The organism is Acinetobacter sp. BIGb0102 (genome assembly GCF_003815055.1).
Lineage (GTDB): Bacteria > Pseudomonadota > Gammaproteobacteria > Pseudomonadales > Moraxellaceae > Acinetobacter > Acinetobacter vivianii.
In genome coordinates this window covers 16,526-36,323 of sequence record NZ_RKQE01000013.1, presented here as the reverse complement: position 1 = coordinate 36,323, position 19,798 = coordinate 16,526, and the positions used below count along the sequence as shown (strand labels likewise).

The 19,798-nt window shown below is 42.5% G+C and carries 16 protein-coding genes; 10 read left to right on the top strand and 6 right to left on the bottom strand.

The window, feature by feature from the left end; all coding sequences use genetic code 11:
- Positions 1-97 precede the first annotated feature (97 nt).
- The 4 genes from tig to EC846_RS11390 all read left to right on the top strand — a co-directional run bounded on the left by tig (position 98) and on the right by EC846_RS11390 (position 4,617).
- Positions 98-1,429 carry a trigger factor gene (tig, locus tag EC846_RS11405; RefSeq protein ID WP_004775791.1) on the top strand — a complete coding sequence of 444 codons (1,332 nt, stop codon included), beginning with the start codon at positions 98-100 and terminating at the stop codon, positions 1,427-1,429.
- Between the two features lie 361 nt (positions 1,430-1,790).
- Positions 1,791-2,396 (top strand): ATP-dependent Clp endopeptidase proteolytic subunit ClpP, encoded by a 606-nt coding sequence (clpP, locus tag EC846_RS11400; protein ID WP_004775790.1) that lies wholly within the window; start codon positions 1,791-1,793, stop codon positions 2,394-2,396.
- Positions 2,397-2,437: 41 nt separating this feature from the next.
- Positions 2,438-3,748 carry an ATP-dependent Clp protease ATP-binding subunit ClpX gene (clpX, locus tag EC846_RS11395; RefSeq protein WP_004775788.1) on the top strand — a complete coding sequence of 437 codons (1,311 nt, stop codon included), beginning with the start codon at positions 2,438-2,440 and terminating at the stop codon, positions 3,746-3,748.
- A 152-nt stretch (positions 3,749-3,900) separates the two neighbouring features.
- The gene (locus EC846_RS11390) at positions 3,901-4,617 is read left to right on the top strand and encodes a DUF2846 domain-containing protein (RefSeq protein ID WP_005259721.1); all 717 of its coding nucleotides are present in this window, start codon (positions 3,901-3,903) and stop codon (positions 4,615-4,617) included.
- A gap of 22 nt (positions 4,618-4,639) precedes the next feature.
- Here EC846_RS11390 and EC846_RS11385 read toward each other — a convergent pair whose 3' ends face one another.
- From EC846_RS11385 to EC846_RS11375, 3 genes are all read right to left on the bottom strand, one after another.
- Positions 4,640-5,182: a DUF2059 domain-containing protein gene (locus EC846_RS11385; protein WP_123775239.1), complete on the bottom strand. Its 543-nt coding sequence runs from the start codon at positions 5,180-5,182 to the stop codon at positions 4,640-4,642.
- Positions 5,183-5,284: 102 nt separating this feature from the next.
- On the bottom strand, positions 5,285-6,811 hold the full coding sequence (locus EC846_RS11380) for a fumarate hydratase (protein ID WP_004775785.1): 1,527 nt from the start codon (positions 6,809-6,811) through the stop codon (positions 5,285-5,287).
- 146 nt (positions 6,812-6,957) lie between these two features.
- A complete protein-coding gene (locus tag EC846_RS11375; protein ID WP_004775782.1) occupies positions 6,958-7,818 on the bottom strand; it encodes a helix-turn-helix transcriptional regulator in 861 nt (286 codons plus the stop codon).
- A 183-nt stretch (positions 7,819-8,001) separates the two neighbouring features.
- Here EC846_RS11375 and EC846_RS11370 point away from each other — a divergent pair, with 183 nt between their 5' ends.
- Positions 8,002-8,907 (top strand): DMT family transporter, encoded by a 906-nt coding sequence (locus EC846_RS11370; RefSeq protein WP_123775238.1) that lies wholly within the window; start codon positions 8,002-8,004, stop codon positions 8,905-8,907.
- Positions 8,908-8,974: 67 nt separating this feature from the next.
- Entirely contained in the window at positions 8,975-9,652 is a 678-nt protein-coding gene (locus tag EC846_RS11365) for a DUF6348 family protein (RefSeq protein WP_123775237.1), read from the top strand.
- Between the two features lie 34 nt (positions 9,653-9,686).
- Here EC846_RS11365 and pta read toward each other — a convergent pair whose 3' ends face one another.
- Positions 9,687-11,822, bottom strand: a complete 2,136-nt coding sequence (pta, locus tag EC846_RS11360; RefSeq protein WP_123775236.1) for a phosphate acetyltransferase — start codon at positions 11,820-11,822, stop codon at positions 9,687-9,689.
- Between the two features lie 34 nt (positions 11,823-11,856).
- Positions 11,857-13,032 (bottom strand): acetate/propionate family kinase, encoded by a 1,176-nt coding sequence (locus EC846_RS11355; protein WP_123775235.1) that lies wholly within the window; start codon positions 13,030-13,032, stop codon positions 11,857-11,859.
- A 743-nt stretch (positions 13,033-13,775) separates the two neighbouring features.
- Between EC846_RS11355 and edd the strand changes: the two genes are divergently transcribed.
- The 4 genes from edd (at position 13,776) to EC846_RS11335 (ending at position 18,359) form a co-directional block, all read left to right on the top strand.
- Entirely contained in the window at positions 13,776-15,629 is a 1,854-nt protein-coding gene (gene edd, locus EC846_RS11350; protein ID WP_004775777.1) for a phosphogluconate dehydratase, read from the top strand.
- A 20-nt stretch (positions 15,630-15,649) separates the two neighbouring features.
- Entirely contained in the window at positions 15,650-16,279 is a 630-nt protein-coding gene (eda, locus tag EC846_RS11345) for a bifunctional 4-hydroxy-2-oxoglutarate aldolase/2-dehydro-3-deoxy-phosphogluconate aldolase (protein WP_123775234.1), read from the top strand.
- Between the two features lie 185 nt (positions 16,280-16,464).
- Positions 16,465-17,823 carry a GntP family permease gene (locus EC846_RS11340; protein WP_123775233.1) on the top strand — a complete coding sequence of 453 codons (1,359 nt, stop codon included), beginning with the start codon at positions 16,465-16,467 and terminating at the stop codon, positions 17,821-17,823.
- A 20-nt stretch (positions 17,824-17,843) separates the two neighbouring features.
- Positions 17,844-18,359: a gluconokinase gene (locus tag EC846_RS11335; protein WP_123775232.1), complete on the top strand. Its 516-nt coding sequence runs from the start codon at positions 17,844-17,846 to the stop codon at positions 18,357-18,359.
- A 72-nt stretch (positions 18,360-18,431) separates the two neighbouring features.
- Here EC846_RS11335 and EC846_RS11330 read toward each other — a convergent pair whose 3' ends face one another.
- Positions 18,432-19,697: a glutamate-5-semialdehyde dehydrogenase gene (locus tag EC846_RS11330; RefSeq protein WP_123775231.1), complete on the bottom strand. Its 1,266-nt coding sequence runs from the start codon at positions 19,695-19,697 to the stop codon at positions 18,432-18,434.
- Positions 19,698-19,798: the final 101 nt, after the last annotated feature.

The window sequence follows — 19,798 nt, the reverse complement described above, 5'->3', positions numbered from 1 at the left end:
ATTTGCTTTTTTAGCTTCCGATTTTGTATATCCAGAAAGTTGTCATATAATGTGGCACTTTAAAAATTGTTATTACTAACTATATATCGAGGAAGCCATGCAAGTAACGACTGAAGCGGTTTCGGGCGTTGCCCGTCGTTTAAATGTTTCTGTACCGACGAGCCGTGTTAACGAGCAATTTGAAGCTCGCTTACAACGCACTGCCAAAACTGTGAAGATCAACGGCTTCCGTCCAGGTAAAGTGCCTTTGAATGTTGTACGCCGTGAATATGGTGCAGGCATTTATCAAGAAGTTGTGAATGACATCATTCGTGACACCGTATTTGAAGCAATTCAACAAGAAAAAATCAATGCAGTCGGTATGCCGAACATTGAGAAAGTTGAAAACAAAGATGATGCTTTAGTTTTTGAAGCAACTGTTGAAGTTTATCCAGAAGTTGAAGTGAAAGCTTTTGCTGACTTGGAAGTTGAACGTAAATCATCAGAAATCAACGACAAAGACGTTGATGTGATGATCGAAAACTTGCAAAAACAACGTCAAACTTGGGCTGTAACCAAAGGTATGGCGAAGAAAGACATGCAAGTGACTTTCGACTTCGAAGGTACTGTTGATGGTGAAAAGTTTGAAGGCGGCGCTGCTGAAGACTTTAAACTTGTACTTGGTTCAGGTCGTATGATCCCAGGTTTTGAAGACGGTATCGTTGGTATGAAAGCTGGCGAAGAGAAAGTTATCGATGTAACTTTCCCAGAAGATTACCAAGCTGAAAACTTGGCTGGTAAAGCAGCTCAATTCAAAATCACTGTGAAGCAAGTTGAAAAACCAAAACTTCCAGAAATCGATGCTGAATTCTTGAAAATCTTTGGTTTAACTGAAGAAGAAGGCTTAGACAAGTTAAAAGCTGACGTTCGTAAGAATATGGAACGTGAAGTTCGCAACGGTCTTCGTAACCAAGTTAAACAAGCTGCATTTGATGCGCTTGTTGCTGCTAACGAAATCGAAGTTCCAGCATCTATGGTTGCTCAAGAAATTGACCGTCAACGTCAACAAATGATTCAGCAATTCACTCAACAGTTTGGTGCTCAAGGTGCAGGCGCATTTGACAGCAGCATGCTTCCAGATGAATTGTTCAAAGAACAAGCTGAAAAATCAGTTAAGCTTGGCGTATTGGTAAGCAAAGTATTGGCTGATGCTAAACTTGAAGTTGACCAATCACGTGTTGATGCTTACATCGATGATATGGCTTCTTCTTATGAAGATCCAACAGAAGTTGTTGAATACTTCAAAAATGACAAACAGCAACGCGCTCAAATCGAAGCTGTTGTGTTAGAAGATCAAGTTGTTGATCACATCTTAGCTGCTGCTAAAGTAAAAGATGTTGCGATCAGCTACGAAGACTTATTGAAAGAACAACAAGCTCGCCGTGGCTAATCTTTCAAAAGTTGATTAAAGAAAAAGGCGCTTAATGCGCCTTTTTCTTTAGGATTAAGTTATATACATTGGGTAGATCGTTAAAAAATGAATTGTGCAGCTACGGCTTGAATTCTGTTCTATTATTTAGCATGTGAAATACGAGGGAGCAGGGCTTGTAGAATTCGAAAATTTCTATCCTCGAAAGTATTGATGCAAGTGCTTAAAACCCTATGTTATGAAAGTGTTAATTTCTCGAAAAATTACCAGATTTTAGTCTAAATAATCGAATATTTCAGATTGAACCTTTTGCAATTTCATTGATTATCCCTCATATTGTTGGCATAGATCGAGTCACAATAATTTAGGAATAAGTAAACGTATGTATGTTCCAACAATTGAAAATGCTTTAGTTCCTGTTGTCGTTGAACAATCATCTCGTGGTGAGCGTTCATTCGATATTTTTTCACGTCTATTACGTGAGCGTGTTATTTTCTTAACGGGTGAAGTTGAAGATAACATGGCGAACTTAATCGTTGCGCAGATGTTATTTCTTGAAGCAGAAAATCCAGAAAAAGACATCCATCTTTACATCAACTCACCAGGTGGCTCGGTAACTGCAGGTATGGCGATTTATGACACCATGCAGTTTATTAAACCTGATGTTGTAACTTATTGCATGGGACAAGCAGCATCAATGGGTGCATTCTTGTTGAATGCGGGTGCGAAAGGGAAACGTTACTGTCTTGAAAATGCACGTGTCATGATTCACCAGCCACTCGGTGGTTTCCGTGGTCAGGCATCTGATATCGAAATTCATGCGCGTGAAATTCTCTTTATTAAAGAGCGTTTAAACCGCTTGATGGCTGAACATAGTGGTCAGGACTATGAAACTGTTGCACGTGACACAGATCGTGACAATTTCATGACTGCACAAGCAGCCAAAGAATATGGTTTAGTAGATGAAGTGCTGAGCAAACGTCCCTGATTTTTAGGACCTAAGTTTAAGATTTAAGTTGTGGAGTAAATATGTCCGAACATCCTCAAGGACAAAAACATTGTTCATTTTGTGGTAAGACGCAATCTGAAGTTGGAAAATTGATTGCTGGTGAGGACGCATATATTTGTAATGAGTGTGTGGATGTCTGCTTGGACCTAGTACAAACTAGTCAACAAGTTGAAGCTGGCGATTGGGCAACTAAAGCTTTGCCGAAACCACATGAAATACGTGCTGCCTTGGACCAATATGTTATTGGGCAAGATGTTGCAAAGAAAACCTTATCTGTTGCCGTCTACAACCACTATAAGCGTTTAAAAGTGGGTCAGTCGACTCATGGGCATCAAGATATTGAAATTGCCAAAAGTAATATTTTGCTGATCGGCCCTACAGGTTCAGGTAAAACATTACTGGCGCAAACGCTTGCACGTTTACTTGATGTTCCGTTTGCGATGGCCGATGCAACTACCTTAACCGAAGCAGGTTATGTGGGTGAAGATGTTGAAAACATCGTGCAGAAGTTGTTGCAAAAAGCGGATTATGATGTAGAAAAAGCGCAAAAGGGCATTATCTATATTGATGAGATTGATAAGATTACGCGTAAATCTGAAAATCCTTCAATTACCCGTGATGTGTCTGGTGAAGGCGTACAACAAGCATTATTAAAAATGATTGAAGGTACGGTTGCTTCTATTCCGCCACAAGGTGGTCGTAAGCATCCACAGCAAGAATTCATCCAGATTGATACCGCAAATATCCTGTTTATTTGTGGTGGTGCATTCTCTGGGCTGGAAAAAATCGTACAGCAACGTCAAGAGAAGGGCGGGATTGGTTTTACCGCTGATGTGAAGAATAAAGATGACAGCAAAAAAGTCTCTGAATTGTTCCGTCAGGTGGAAGCTACTGATCTGGTTAAATTCGGTTTGATTCCTGAATTTATTGGTCGTTTGCCAGTGATTGCAACTTTAGAAGAACTGGATGAAGAAGCATTGATGCAGATTCTGACAGAGCCTAAAAATGCATTGACGCGTCAATACCAGTACCTGTTCACGATGGAAGATGTCGATCTTGTTTTTGATGAGTCTGCATTACGTGCAGTAGCGAAAAAAGCGCTAGATCGTAATACAGGTGCACGTGGCCTGCGTTCAATTCTGGAAAATGTGTTGCTTGAAACCATGTATGACTTACCAAGTCGTACGGATGTAGGCACGGTTATTGTAGATGAAGCGGTCATTAACGGTACGGCGAAGCCAACCTTTAAGCCAGAACGTCTACCACAGACAGGTACACCAGAACTGATTGAAAAGAAGGATTTGAAGGTGGTCGATTCTAAATCGGCTTAATTCTCATCCATCTGAAAAAGCATGAAAGGCTTGGCTTTTCATGCTTTTTTTATTTGCAATTGGGCAACGAGGTGTTAATCTTAAAATTGAAAAAAATCCGCATAGTTTTGCGTTGTTAAAAATAAATTCAAGAAAACGCCTTGAGGGATGTCATGCGTTATTTAATATTGTCATTATGTTGTGCAGGGGTGCTCGCTGGCTGTCAAAGCCATAAAGCTGTTGAAGAAAAACCAACCGCACTGACAGCAACATTACCCCCTGTGGATACAGAAAAAGAACCGGGTTTATTTGATCAATATCATGTTGGCGGTTTTAGTGTGGGCGGCTGGGTCAATCAAAAATTAGGTCAGTATTTCGCGCCAGTTAAACCGCAAAATGAACAAGCAGCGGTGGTCTATTTATATCGTCCTGATACGCGCTGGAACCGTCAGGAAATTGCTGCGGCCAATTTATTCATTAACGGACACCGTATTCCAAGTCTATTGCATAATCACTATTACTGGCTGGAGCTACCCGCAGGCACCTATCGTCTGAGTGTGAGCCGACCATTGGCTGGACTACATTTCCAAAAGCCGAAATATCTGGATTTTACGGTAGATGCGGCTCAGACTTATTTCATCAAGTATGACGAAGAAAATAAGATTTCCCGCAGTGAGCATACGGGGCCATTTATGATCATGCCAGATAAAGTGGCGCATCAGGAAATTGCCTTTACCCGTTTAAAATCATCCAGCTATAACTTTGTTGCGCAGGATGCATCAGGTAAAGTGCGTTCTAAACCGCAAGAGTTAAAACCAGCGAAGTATGATGCAAAGACTGAGGTACATCTGGTCAAACCATTTAAGCTTTGGAATCCTCTGACCTGGTAATCATGACAATAAAAAGAGCCGTTTATTCTTCTTGAATCAGCGGTTTTATAATCGTAAGAAACTGCTCTTTAAGCTGTGAACTTTGTTCTGGATCACTTAAGGTTTTTTGACTGATATTATTCATGTATTGAAAAACGTGGGTGGTGATTTGCAGTGTCTTTTGATTAATCGACTGGCCTTCAGGTGTCTTTAAAAATTTTAAATAGGCTTGGACTTCTTCTTCACTGAGTGCATCTGAGTAGATTTTTTCGATCGCTTGAATAGTTTCAGGTCGAGCAAACATTTTTGAGCTGGTTTCTTTTAATAATTGACTGAGTTCCAGTACCGCTAGATGTTCTTGTGTTGTGGTGAGTTTATCTTTACCCAACACCCGTAATAGAATATTTTCAGCCTCAAGATCCAGTGCTGGCTGCATTTCATCAAGCGAAGTATTTAAGACATGTTCAAGGTCAGTGAGCTTGATCAGTTCTTTGATCGATTTGCTTTGTGCGGGAGATGCAAAGGCGTGCTGTATGTTGCCGAGTAAGCTCAGACCAAGCAGCATGCTGAGTAAATATTTATTCATTTGCATTTCCTTATTCTTCTCATCTTTATAATCTAGCAGAAGCTTGAGGCAAAAAAATAGCCGAATACGATGATTCGGCTATGATTATTGTATGAGTATTATTTATGACGCAGCGGCATCAACCACTGGAATCTTGCCAATTTTAGCTTGCCAGATTTTTGGTGCAGTGGCATGAATTGACGTACCATTCACGTCAACCGCAACAGATACAGGCATATCTTCAACTACGAATTTGTAGATTGCTTCCATACCTAAATCAGCAAAGGCTACTACTTCAGCTTCACGTACCGCTTTAGATACAAGGTAAGCCGCGCCGCCTACAGCCATTAAGTAAGTTGCTTTGTTGTCTTTGATTGCTTCAATTGCAGTTGGACCACGATCCGCTTTACCGATCATGCCGAACAAGCCAGTTGCTTCTAGCACTTGACGAGTAAATTTATCCATACGGGTTGCGGTTGTTGGGCCAGCAGGACCAACCACTTCATCACCAACTGGATCAACTGGACCTACGTAGTAAATGAATTTACCTTTGAGATCGACTGGAAGTTCTTCGCCATTATTTAACATGTCGACCATACGCTTATGTGCAGCATCACGACCTGTATAAATCGTACCGTTCAACAATAATGTATCACCTGGTTTCCAGGCATTCATTTCTTCTTGCGTAATGGTGTCGAGGTTGACACGCTTCGATTGAGAAGAATCCCAAGTCACAGCAGGGTAGTCTTCAAGTTTTGGTGCTTGAATATGTGCAACACCTGAACCGTCTAGCTGGAAGTGTGCATGACGGGTTGCAGCACAGTTTGGAATCATACCGACTGGTTTACCTGCTGCGTGGCATGGGTAATCCTTGATTTTAATATCAAGCACTGTGGTTAAACCACCAAGGCCTTGCGCACCAATACCCAATGCATTCACTTTTTCGAAGATCTCGATACGGAGTTCTTCCATTTTGCTTTGTGGGCCACGACGAAGTAATTCGTCCATGTTGATTTCTTCCATGAGCGCTTCTTTAGCAAGCATCATGGCTTTTTCAGCAGTACCACCGATACCAATACCGAGCATACCTGGTGGACACCAGCCTGCACCCATGGTTGGAACAGTTTTAAGTACCCAATCCACAATCGAATCAGATGGATTCAACATCGCGAGTTTAGATTTATTTTCTGAACCGCCACCTTTTGCAGCCACAGTAATATCGACTTTATTACCAGGTACGAGTTTGTAGTGGATTACGGCAGGCGTATTGTCTTTGGTATTCTTACGACCAAAAGCTGGATCTGCTAAAACAGAAGCACGTAGTACGTTTGAGTTCTCTAGGTAACCTTGGCGTACACCTTCGTTGACTGCATCATCCAGACTCATGGTTAAATCAAATTTAACGTCTAAGCCAACTTCAAGGAAAACGTTAACAATCCCTGTATCCTGACAGATTGGTCGGTGACCTTCAGCACACATACGTGAGTTGATGAGGATCTGTGCAATAGCATCTTTTGCAGCTTTGTTTTCTTCACGGTCATACGCACGGCTCATCGCTTGGATGAAGTCTTGTGGGTGATAGTAAGAAATAAACTGCAGGGCATCCTTGATTGATGTAATCAAGTCATCTTGTTTGATGATCGTTGTCATATCAAATTTCTCTTGAGCGGGCGATTAGCTGGCGGGCTAAATTATATGACAAAAAGGAATGATTGTGGGAGTTTTAGCTCAGATTTGGCGAAAGGTCTAAAGAATGAGACTGATCATCAAGCACGCATCAGGATAAATCTTGTGTTTTAGTTTTTTCTGATTTGAGATGGCGAATAGCCAAACTGTTTCTTAAAGCGATGACTAAAATGGCTACTGGAACTAAAACCATATTGAGCTGCAATGTCAGTCAAATTGGCTGTGGTGAGTTCGAGTGCCTGATGTGCCAGTTCAAGGCGGCGCTGCATGACATACTGATGCGGTGGCATGTGCATGGATTGCTTGAACATATGGGCAAAATGATACTCGCTGAGTTGCGCTTGCTGAGCCAGATCAGACAAGGTCAAACTCAAATGTAAATGTTGATCAATCCATTCCAATAACTGCTTAAGCACATAAGGGGAGAGTCCACCTTTAACCTCGGGTGCTTGCCATTGAGCATGGCTATAATTCTTGATGAGGTGATTGAGTAGTAGTGTAGTCGCGGTGCTCATCTGCAAGTGATTTTCGCGGTTTTGCCATGCACCATTGAGTAAAAAATGCCGATAGATCATGGAAATCTGGGCATCGCCTACAAAAATCTGCGGATTTAAAATGATCTGGCTAGGTTCGCGATCCCAGACCTGTTCCGCCACCCGTTGCAAGTGCTGTTCAGTGTAGTACAGATGTACAAAGGTGAGTGGATCACGTAGATCCCAAGTCGATTCAAAATCTTGTGGCATTAGGCACATACGATCTGGCCCGCCACCATTGTGCCAGCCCTGTGGTGTCTTTTGGTAGCTTTCATAACCCCCTTGAATATACATACTCAAAGTGTGGTGATTACTACAGACACTGACACGATCCTGATTATTTTGCCACATGGCCAACTGCATACCCGAACCCAGTTCTACCGAGTCGAGCAATTGCGCTTTATATTGCTGTAATTGATCTAGAATCTGATATTTCATCTTCTATACGCAGGGCCAAATATGATCCAGTTTAGTGTAGAACTTTCAGCCAGTTTTGTCATCTGGTCAAAAAGCCTATAGAAAAACGCAACTCTATGATAATCACCGCAAGATTGTGCAAGAACTCAGGTCATCAAATCTCGCAAAATAGTATTCGTTGTGATTAAGTTTGGTTTAAAAGAGATGAATGCGCTGTTATATGCCTTGGTGGTGGTGATCTGGGGAACCACATGGATTGCGATTACGCTGCAACAACAAAGTGGGATTTCAGCCAATGTTGCGGTGTTCTGGCGTTTTTTTATCGCGGCACTGGTCTTGTTTGTTTTCGTTGCAATGAGCCGAAAATTGCAAAAGCTGGCGCCTAAAGATCACTTATTCTGTATGTTACAGGCGTGCTGTATTTTTGGTTTTAACTTCGTCTGTTTTTACTATGCGGTGCAATATATTAGCAGTGGTTTAGAAGCGGTCATTTTTTCTATGGCCGTGATTTTCAATACCATCAATGCCAGATTATTTTTCTCTCAGCAAGTATCTGCGCGGTTTTATCCTGCCGCTTTACTTGGGGTGTTGGGAATTGTTGCTTTATTCTGGCATGACGTGGTGGGCACTACTTTAAACAGTCATACTCTGCTGGGTATCGGACTGTGTATTTTAGGCACTTATGGCTTCTCTCTGGGGAATATGATCAGTGCTCGCCATCAAAAACATGGGCTGGACATTTTTACCACCAATGCCTATGGCATGTTGTACGGTTCATTATTGATGGCTGTGATCTCGTGGTTCAAGCAGGACAACTTTTTCCCGAGCATGCCATTCAGCGCCGTGAGTGCCTTGCTCTATTTGGCAATCTTCGGTTCGGTGATCGGCTTTACTGCCTATTTCTTTCTGGTGGGGCGTATTGGGGCCGGTAAGGCAGCCTATAGTACTTTGTTGTTTCCATTGGTTGCTTTAGTGATTTCAACGATATGGGAAGATTATCACTGGCAAATGAATGCGGTGATTGGGGTGATTTTAATTCTATGTGGCAATGCAATTTTCTTTGTGAAAGGACCACAGTTAAAAAGAATTGGGGTTTCAAAACAAGCCTGAGTATGAAATTTTATTTAGTGGGTATATGAAGCTGATATATTGAATAAAAAAATATGGAATATGCTTTATGAATAATCAATCAGTCACACAAATAATGATTGATTTGTTAGAAGAACATGGTGTTTCGGTTCAAACGTTTGATGACTGGATTGTACCTTATGGGAAACTCCCAGCGATGCGGGCTAATTGGTTAGAACATGAAACACATGGTCGTCTAGATGTTGAGGTGATGTTAGAGGATAAGAGAATCATCACTGAGAGTTTTGTGGGCATAGGGTGGGGAAATGAGGGGGTACTGAATGCGGTACAGAATTTTTCTGTTAATTCATTACATGTTTTTCTTGCTGCTTTCTGGAAGCACAATGACCACACTGAAGTCACTATAGAGCAATGGCAAATAGCAGGAAAAACATATACAGCTTATATCGGTAATATTGGACAGCGTAGCGATCTTAATAATTCACCCGCACCACCTAGCGAATTCTTTTCTTCAATTGAACAGGCCATTCTAAAACACAAACCAGCTCGTGATTTTGCGTGGTATAGAGTATTCTTCTGTGATTTTAAGGGTGAGCAAACATTTGAAGCACTAGCTGAAAACCAAGACTGGGCAGATGGTTTAGATGTTTTAAAACGGTTATCCTGGGAACCAAGTTCTGGGTATTATAGTGTTCGTAATTTTATTATATTAAAACGCAAGAAAGATCGTGGTTGGGAACGGATTAGAAATTACTTTAAAAGCTGATGTAGCAAAACCTGCTACATCAGTTTTTTTATTGTTACATTGACTGAGCTGCCTGAATCGCAGTTAAAGCAATGGTAAACACAATATCATCCACCAACGCACCACGAGACAAGTCATTCACAGGCTTGTTTAAGCCTTGTAGCATTGGCCCAACGCTGACGACATTGGCCGCACGTTGCACTGCTTTGTAAGTGGTGTTCCCTGTATTTAAATCTGGGAAGATAAAGACATTGGCACGCCCCGCGACTTGAGAATCAGGCGCTTTTTGACGACCTACGCTTTCAACCGAAGCCGCGTCATATTGCAATGGCCCATCGATCAATAAATCTGGGCGACGCTGTTGTGCAATTTTAGTTGCTTCAGCCACTTTCTCGACATCTGCACCTGTGCCTGATGTTCCTGTTGAATAGCTGATCATGGCAATGCGCGGATCGAGACCAAAGGCTTTGGCTGAATCAGCAGACTGAATCGCAATTTCAGCAAGCTGTTCGGCATTTGGATCAGGATTAATCGCGCAGTCGCCATACACATAGACTTCATCAGGCAACAACATGAAGAAGATGGATGACACTAGTGAGTAGTTCGGTGCAGTTTTAATCAACTGAAATGCAGGGCGTACCGTATTGGCAGTGGTATGAATCGCGCCTGAAACCAGACCATCAACTTGATCCAGTGCCAGCATCATGGTACCAAGTACCACTGTATCTTGCAGTTGTGCTTTGGCCTGTAAGGCATCGAGCTTGCCTTTACGCAGCTCAACCATCGGCTCAATGTATTGATCACGAATGCTATCTGGATCAATAATTTCTAAGTCATTTGGCAGTTGGATGCCACGTGCCTTTGCTACTTCCGCCACTGATTCTGGTTTTGCCAATAAGACACATTGTGCAATACCACGCGTCTGACAAATCACTGCGGCTTGTACAGTACGTGGTTCATCGCCTTCTGGTAATACGATTCGTTTTTTGGCTGAAATCGATTTTTGTACCAGTTCATAGCGGAAAGCTGAAGGTGACAGGCGAGGGTGCAGGTTATTCTGGGTATGTTGATCAAGCCAGTTATTATCAATATGGCTGGAAACAAATCGCGTCACTTGCTCGGCACGTTCAGTATCATCAATTGGAATTTCATTACCAAAACGATGTAATAGTTGCGCCGTTTCCAAGGTATCTAATGGCGTATGTAAGATGGGTAAACCTTGTTTAATTGCGCTTTGACAAAATTCTAAAACGTTATCCGCAGGCGCTGCCTGTTCAGTTAAGACCAGACCTGCTAACGGCGTGCCATTACTACTGGCAAGACTAGCTGCCAGAAGCGCATCAGTCCGTTGTGAGGCACTAATAATCAGTTCACCTGCAACAAACTTATGTAGCTCAGATTCGATGTTCGAAGCAATTAAACTGGTATGTAAAATCCGGCGTTGTTTGGCTTCACCTTGATGCAACCAAGTTCCTTTAATGACTGGGGCAATATCCAGACTACGCGGCACACTCAGAATATTACTGAATGGTACCAGTCCAATAATCGGTAGGTCATTTGTGCCCATATAACGATTATAACGTTGCAGTTCCAGAGCAAAGGCTTCGATATGCTGGTCTAGGCGTAAACTTGGATCAAGCGTAACTGGAATTTCTGCGGTGCCTTCTGGAAGACCCTTGGTGCGCATGAACAGCACACCTGTAGTACGCGCCGATGCTGCGCCGCCAAACTGACGTAAATGTGCATCGACTTTTTCAGCCGTTTTACGAGGATCTGCCAGATCAGCGGTACTGACCAGAACCACTTGGGCATCCAGTGCTTGTGCGAGTGCTGCATTGATTTCGCTGGCAAAATGATCTTGTCCATTCGGCACCAAGCCTTCAACAATGATCACATCATGATTGGCGGCAATCTGGCGATGGAGTGCTACTGCTTCTTCCAGTAACTCATCGGTTTCACCCAAGGCAATCAGTTGAGTCAGCTTTTCATAGCTAATCGGTTCAACGGAAGGATGTTGAAATAGATGATGGTATAGGGTGGTGGTACGATCAACTGGTGCATCTGCAATCTGAGAAAATGGCTTTAGAAAACCCGCATTGATCCCTTTACAGTCCAGCGCATAGATCATGCCTAGACAAGCAGATGTTAAACCAACACCTTCCCCCGTTGGGATGAGTAAAATTGTATTCATAATGACCTTATCACTATTTTATATTTTGAATAAATTAAGCGGTTGGCTCAATCACTTGACGAGTTTCTTTGGCAATACGGCCTTCTTCATCAGTTGGAATGACCCAGATTTGTGGACCCATACCATTATCAATACGGCCTTCGCTACCGCGTGCTAAAGCATCATTTTTCTCTTTGCTAAATTGCAAACCAAAGTGAGATAAATAGCCCAATGTTTTTTCACGGACATAGGCTGAGTTTTCGCCAATACCACCTGTGAAGACTAAACCATCCAGACGTGGTAAACCACAACTTAAAGCTGATAAAGATTTGGCTAGACGATAGCAGAATACTTCAATCGCAAGCGTTGCATCTTCATGTCCATTTTCAGAGGCTTCCACCAAGGTGCGCATGTCATTGGATAAGCCAGACAAGCCCAGTAAGCCGCTTTCTTTGTTTAGCATACTGTCAATTTTCTGGATATCCCAGCCGAGATTGCTGGCAAGGAACAGGTGAAGACTCGGATCGACATCACCGCTACGGGTACCCATCACCACACCTTCAAGCGGGGTCATGCCCATCGAGGTATCGACACTATGACCATTCCATACGGCACAGGTTGAACTACCATTACCTAAATGGGCACTGAGCCAGCCACCTTGATTCTTGCTGCCCACCAGTTCGCTGGCACGTTCTGTCACGTAGGCATGGCTAGTGCCGTGGAAGCCATAACGACGCACTTGATGTTCGGTGTACAAATACTGTGGCAGTGCATAGCGATAAGCGTGTTCAGGCATGGTCTGATGGAAGGCGGTATCAAAAACAGCAACCTGTGGTAGTTGCGGGAATAAGCGCATGGTGGCTTCAATCCCGATTAAATGTGCTGGATTATGTAAGGGCGCAAGAGGAGTCGCAGCTTCAATACGTTGTACCAGTTCAGGTGTTAACAATTCTGCTTTGGTGATATTGCCGCCGTGCACTACGCGGTGACCAATGGCCTGTGGATTATAATTGGCTAAACGTGCCAGCAAGGTTTCCAGTGCTTTGGCATGATCTGCATACGGAATTGAAAGTTCTAACGGTTCACCACCCAGTGTGACCCCTTTAATACGGGCATCTGCTGCGCCCAGATTTTCTGCCAAACCATAAATACGATCTTCACGGCGTTCCGAGATGAGCGCGTATTTGATTGATGATGAACCACAGTTAATTACTAATACAGATATAGCCACGTTTGAACACCTAACAGATTTTAAATTTTATGATCAATACTTTGATCTTGCTGCAACGCATGAGGCAGTGGAATCAAGCGCCATGTTTTAACATGGGACGTCGTATTGGCGAAGATAGACTTTAGCCCATTAGACTTAAGCACTATCTGACAACCCTTTATTTATAACACCTAAACTTTTTAGTCTAAAGTTTAAACATGATATGCGGCTTTTTTGTAGATGATGCAATCAGATTCTTCTATATATTTATAAAGAACAGATGACTATTCAGGGTAAAATTCAAGTATTAAGTGGAAGTGTTTCTTAAATAATAAATGATGTCTCTTATATTAATTTGAAAAATATATTACAAATAATATACGTAAATGAAGTTCAGCTTTTGCCACTGTTGTATAGGTTTAAACAGTAAATGATAAATATCTTTAATATAAAATGGCACTGAAAATAGAGGTAATTCTACATTTATAAATATATTTTATTGCTTTGAAAATAATAGAATTTTCTCATATTTATTTATTCCGATGGATCAATTTATATTAACAAAAGTAAAACCATTTCTGTGAAGGGAATTAAGCGATAAAAAATATTCACGCTGTTATTTTGTACAAGTTTGTTGCATTGCTGAGGGCTTGCATGTCGCTTTTTGCATTAATACTATTGTACATCCTTTAACAGGTGATCAGGATGTCGATCATCTGTTCTATTTATTTTCCAGCTTATCCAGTTGTACAGGAGCGTCCAGCATGGACTTGCCCAACCCAATATTGGCAAAAGTTACCGAACGAGTAATTGCGCGTAGCCAAAAAACGCGTTCTGCATATTTACAACGTATTGAACATGCCCAAGGTAAATTTCCAGCTCGTGGCGCCCTTTCGTGTGCCAACCTAGCGCATGGTTTTGCCAGCATGGAAGATAATGAAAAATTAATTATTAAAGTTGGACGTGAACCTAATATTGGTATTGTGTCTTCATATAATGAAATGCTTTCGGCACATGCCCCTTACAAAACGTTTCCAGATATTATAAAAACAGCCGCTGGTGAAAATGGTGGTGTGGCACAGTTTGCTGGGGGTGTACCAGCAATGTGTGATGGTATTACTCAAGGTAATGCCGGTATGGAATTGTCATTGTTTTCACGTGAAACAATTGCAATGAGTACCGCGATTGCACTTTCGCATAACATGTTCGATGCTGCATTGTGCCTCGGGGTGTGCGATAAGATCGTGCCAGGCTTACTGATTGGTGCCTTACAATTTGGTTATCTACCGACGATTTTTGTTCCCGCTGGTCCGATGAGTAGTGGTTTATCGAATGATGATAAAGCCAAAATCCGTCAGCAATTTGCTACAGGCCAAGTGGGGCGCGATGCTTTGCTTGAAGCTGAATCAGCAGCCTATCATGGTCAGGGGACATGTACATTCTACGGTACTGCAAACAGTAACCAGATGCTCATGGAAGTGATGGGTTTGCATTTGCCGAGCGCCGCATTTGTTCACCCTCATACACCATTACGTGATGCACTGACCGCTGAAGCTGCTAAGCGTGTTCTTGACTTAACTGCAGAGCGAGGTAACTACACACCAATTGGTCATGTTGTTGATGAAAAAGCCATTATTAATGGCATCGTCGCATTGCTTGCTACAGGCGGTTCAACCAATCACACGTTACACCTTATTGCAATTGCACGTGCGGCTGGCATTTTGATTGACTGGGATGACTTTGATGAGTTGTCTGCTGTTGTTCCGCTACTCGCAAAAATCTATCCAAATGGTAAAGCCGATGTAAACCATTTCCAAGCTGCGGGTGGAGTAGCATTCCTTATTCGTAACTTACTCGAGGCTGGTTTACTACATAACGATGTAACGACAGTTGCTGGTAAAGGCTTACAACATTATACAAAAGAACCTAAATTAATTGACGCTAAACTCATTTGGGTTGACGGTGTGGTTCAAAGTCTTGATGATAAAGTCCTTCGTAGCATTGACGCCCCGTTTCAACCAGATGGTGGCTTGCGTTTAATGCAAGGTCGCCTTGGTCGTGGTGTCATCAAGATTTCTGCTGTTGCACCTGAACATCGTAAAGTTAAAGCTCCCGCAATTGTCTTTGATTCTCAAGAAGCTGTGCAAGCTGCGTTTGATCGTGGTGAGTTGCATCGGGACTTTATTGCAGTTGTTCGGTTTCAAGGTGCCCGTGCCAACGGTATGCCTGAATTGCATCGTCTGACGCCAGTGCTGGGTGTTTTACAAGATCAAGGTTTCCATGTTGCTTTAGTGACGGATGGGCGTATGTCTGGTGCCTCAGGCAAAGTTCCTGCGGTAATTCATTTATCTCCAGAAGCTTTGTTAAATGGACCGATTGCTAAAGTTCAAACTGGGGACATGTTGATCATTGATGCTGAGGCAGGCGTACTCGATGTTGAAATAGATAACGATGTATGGCAAGCACGACCTGTTGCGCAGCCAGAACATCAGGCTGAAAACGAAGTTGGCTTTGGCCGTGAATTATTTGGTGTTTTCCGTGCTGCTGCTGCGCCAGCTGAACACGGCGCATCTGTGTTTGGTGCATTAGTTGGTGAAAATTCGCCAGAGCAGATTTGAATCAAAGGAACTGAAAAATAATGATTAAAATTGAAGATATCGTCAAATTAGGTCCAGTCATTCCTGTATTGGCATTTGATTCTGCCGAGCAAGGTGAAGATGTATCACGCGCGTTACATGCGGGTGGTGTAAAAGTTCTTGAGATTACCTTACGTACCGCCGCGGGACTTGCTGCTATTGAGCGTGCGAGTCAATTGGCTGATGACATTGTGGTGGGTGTGGGTACGATTACCAAACCAGAACATTGTGCTCAAGCTAAAAAAGCAGGTGCTCAATTTGGTGTATCTCCGGGTTTAACTAAAGATCTGCATTTGGCTGCACAAGATGCTGGCTTACCTCTATTGCCGGGTGTGATGACACCAAGTGATCTGATTCAGGCAATTGAATTGGGCTATGACATCGTGAAGTTCTTTCCAGCTCAACAGGCTGGCGGTGTTGAAATGCTAAAAGCCTTTTATGGTCCATTTCCAAACTTATGTTTTTGTCCAACGGGTGGAATCACGGCTGAGTCAGCACCAGATTTCTTAAAGCAACCTAATGTCGTGTGCGTCGGTGGTTCATGGTTAACACCTAAAGCGGTGGTCGCGTCTCAGGACTGGGCTGAAATTACTCGCTTGGCACAAATTGCGAGCCAGTTAAAAGCTTTGTAAATGTAGTCAAAATTTATAAAAAATGAAGTGCATTTTATGCGCTTTAGATGTCGTGTCGTTATGGCCAGTGAACGCTGGTCATATCTAAATATAAAAAATTAGTGTCTCAACAGTAGGATTACTGTGATTGAAGACCTTTGTTTAGGTTGGTGCCTAAATAGTATTACTCCAAGGAGAAGTTTTACATGGAGACGGTTCAAGGTGGCATGTTGCTTATCTACACTGTAATCGCGATTATTGCTTTAGTGGTTATGATTGCGAAGTTTCGAATTTATCCCTTTTTAGTTCTGATTATTGTTTCTCTCGGTTTAGGTCTTGCCGTTGGTATGCCAATGGACGGGATTGTCAAATCCTATGAAAAGGGGACTGGGAACACTTTGGGCCACCTTGCAATTGTGATTGCGTTAGGCACCATGCTCGGCAAGATGATGGCCGAGTCGGGCGGTGCAGAACGAATTGCAATTACTTTAATTGATTGGTTTGGTGAAAAGTATATTCATTGGGCCATGATGTTTATTGCACTTATCGTTGGTCTTCCAGTTTTTTTTGAAGTCGGTTTTGTACTACTGATCCCAATCGTATTCAATATTGCTAAGCGGACAGGTAAATCGTTACTTGTCGTTGGCTTGCCCATGGTCGCAGGTCTATCGGTGGTGCATGGTTTAATTCCCCCACATCCCGCTGCCTTACTCGCAGTTCAGGCCTATCATGCTGATATTGGCAAAACAATTATGTACAGTTTATTGGTCGGTGTTCCGACTGCCATTGTTGCGGGTCCGTTATATGCTTTATGGATCAACAAGTATGTCAAATTGCCTGAAAACAACCCATTGGCGACACAATTTGTTGAAGTAAATCATGATAGAACTCGTGAATTACCAAGCTTTGGTCTTACGCTGTTTACGATCATGTTACCTGTTGTACTCATGCTGGTCGGAAGTTGGGCAGATATTTTCTTTGCTCCAAAAACCTTTCCAAATGAGCTATTACGTTTCATTGGTTCTTCTGATATTGCATTGCTGATTGCAGTACTGGTCAGCTTTATTACCTTTGGTTCCATGCAAGGATTCAATCGTGAGCAAATCGAAAAATTCTGTGGTGGATGTCTGGCGTCAATTGCTGGTATTTTGTTGATTGTCGGTGCAGGCGGCGGTTTTGGTGGTATTTTAAGAGATAGTGGGATTTCCCATGAAATTGTATCGACTGCTTTAAAAGCAAATCTTTCACCTTTACTGTTAGGGTGGTTTGTCGCCGCTTTGATACGTCTGGCAACAGGCTCGGCTACAGTGGCTATGGCGACGGCGTGTAGTATTGTTGCACCGATTGCTGCGGCAGCTGGTGTGGTGGTTAGACCTGAACTTCTGGTATTAGCGACAGGTTCTGGCTCTTTAATTTTTTCGCATGTGAATGATGCAGGTTTCTGGCTAATCAAAGAGTATTTTGGTATGACGGTTGGACAGACACTTAAAACTTGGTCGGTACTGGAAACGATTATTTCGGTACTTGGTTTGTCTTTTACATTGTTGCTTAGCGCTATTTTGTAAGGATTAGAGGGAGATAATTCATGATTGTGATTGCAATGGGTGTCTGTGGGACAGGAAAAACCCTCATTGGTGAGTTATTGTCGGAGCGTCTGGCTTGTGATTTTGTTGATGGTGATACACTGCATTCGGTTGCCAACAAAAGTAAGATGAGCCAAGGTATACCTTTGACAGATGAAGATCGTCTACCTTGGTTACAAGCCATTCGTCAGGTGATCGAAACAAAGCAAAGCATGCGTGAAACCACGGTATTTACATGCTCATCTTTAAAACGAATGTATCGTGATATTTTAAGAGGACAAGATCAGAACATTAAGTTTCTGTACTTAAAAGGCTCGTATGAGTTATTACAACAAAGGCTGGCAGCCAGATCGGGACATTTCTTTGATCCATCCTTATTACAAACCCAACTGGATACTTTAGAAGAACCTGATGCTTATGAAGCAATTACGATTGATATTGCTTTATCACCTGAGCAAATTGTTACGCAGGTCATGCAACAACTTGATCTAAGCAAGGGCATATGTCAAGAAATCTGAACTTAACTGCATAAGTAATAAAAATAAAAAAACGCCTGATCAATATCAGGCGTTTTTATATAGCAAATTTAATTATTGGCGGATTTGACCGTCGCCAAATACAATCCATTTTTGTGAGGTTAAACCTTCTAGACCAACTGGGCCACGAGCATGGATTTTATCGGTTGAAATCCCGATTTCTGCGCCTAGACCATATTCAAAACCATCAGCAAAGCGGGTAGAAGCATTGATCATCACTGAGCTCGAATCAACGCGTGCCAAAAACTCGCGTGCTAGACTAAAGTTTTCGGTAATGATGGCATCGGTATGGTGTGAACCATACTTATTGATATGCTCAATTGCCTCATCCATTCCAGTCACAACTTTTACAGCAAGAATTGGCCCTAGATATTCAGTGTACCAGTCTTCTTCTGTTGCAGCCTTGACCGAGACACCTAAAATACGTTGAGTTTCAGGGCAGCCACGCAGTTCAACCTGCTTTTCGGCATACAGTTCAGCAATACGTGGTAAGAATTCTTCCGCAATTGCTTCGTCAACCAATAAACTTTCCATGGCATTACATACGCCGTAGCGATGCGTTTTTGCATTCAGGGCAATCGGTAACGCCTTTTGCAGGTCAGCCTGAGCTTCAACAAACACATGGCAGTTGCCATCTAAATGTTTAATGACAGGAATACGTGCTTCATTGCTGATACGTTCGATCAGGCTTTTACCACCGCGCGGAACAATTACATCAACAAACTCAGTCATGGTAATGAGATGTCCAACGGCTGCACGATCTGGTGTATCAATCACCTGAACCGCATGCTCAGGCAAGCCCGAAAGTTGTAAACCATGCTGGATCGCAGTCGCAATCGCCTTGTTTGACTCAAGTGCTTCTGAACCACCACGTAAAATAATCGCATTACCAGATTTCAACGCCAGTGATGCCGCTTCAAGGGTCACATTCGGTCTTGATTCGTAAATCATCCCGATCACGCCCAAAGGAACGCGCATTTTACCCAACTGGATACCTGAAGGGCGATAAGCCAAATCTGTAATTTCACCAATCGGGTCAACAAGACCAATTACATCTTTTAAGCCTTGGAGCATGCCTTTAAAGCGTGCGGGGGTAAGCTCTAAACGATCCAGCAGGGCGCTATCCAATTGACGTTGGCGACCATTGTCCATATCAATTTGATTGGCTGCTAAAATCTGAGCCTGATTATTTTCCAAGGCTGTATAGATGGCAGACAAGGCATGATTTTTCAAATGCGTTGATGCACTCGTTAACATACGAGATGCCTGACGCGCTTGAGCACCGACTTGTTGCATATAATTTTGAATAGAGTCTTGCATAGCAGTTTGATATTTGCATGTATTTATAAAGATAGTAACAGCCAAATGCTGAACAATGAATAGGCGAAACTAACAATTCAAAAAATTATAAAACGTTAATT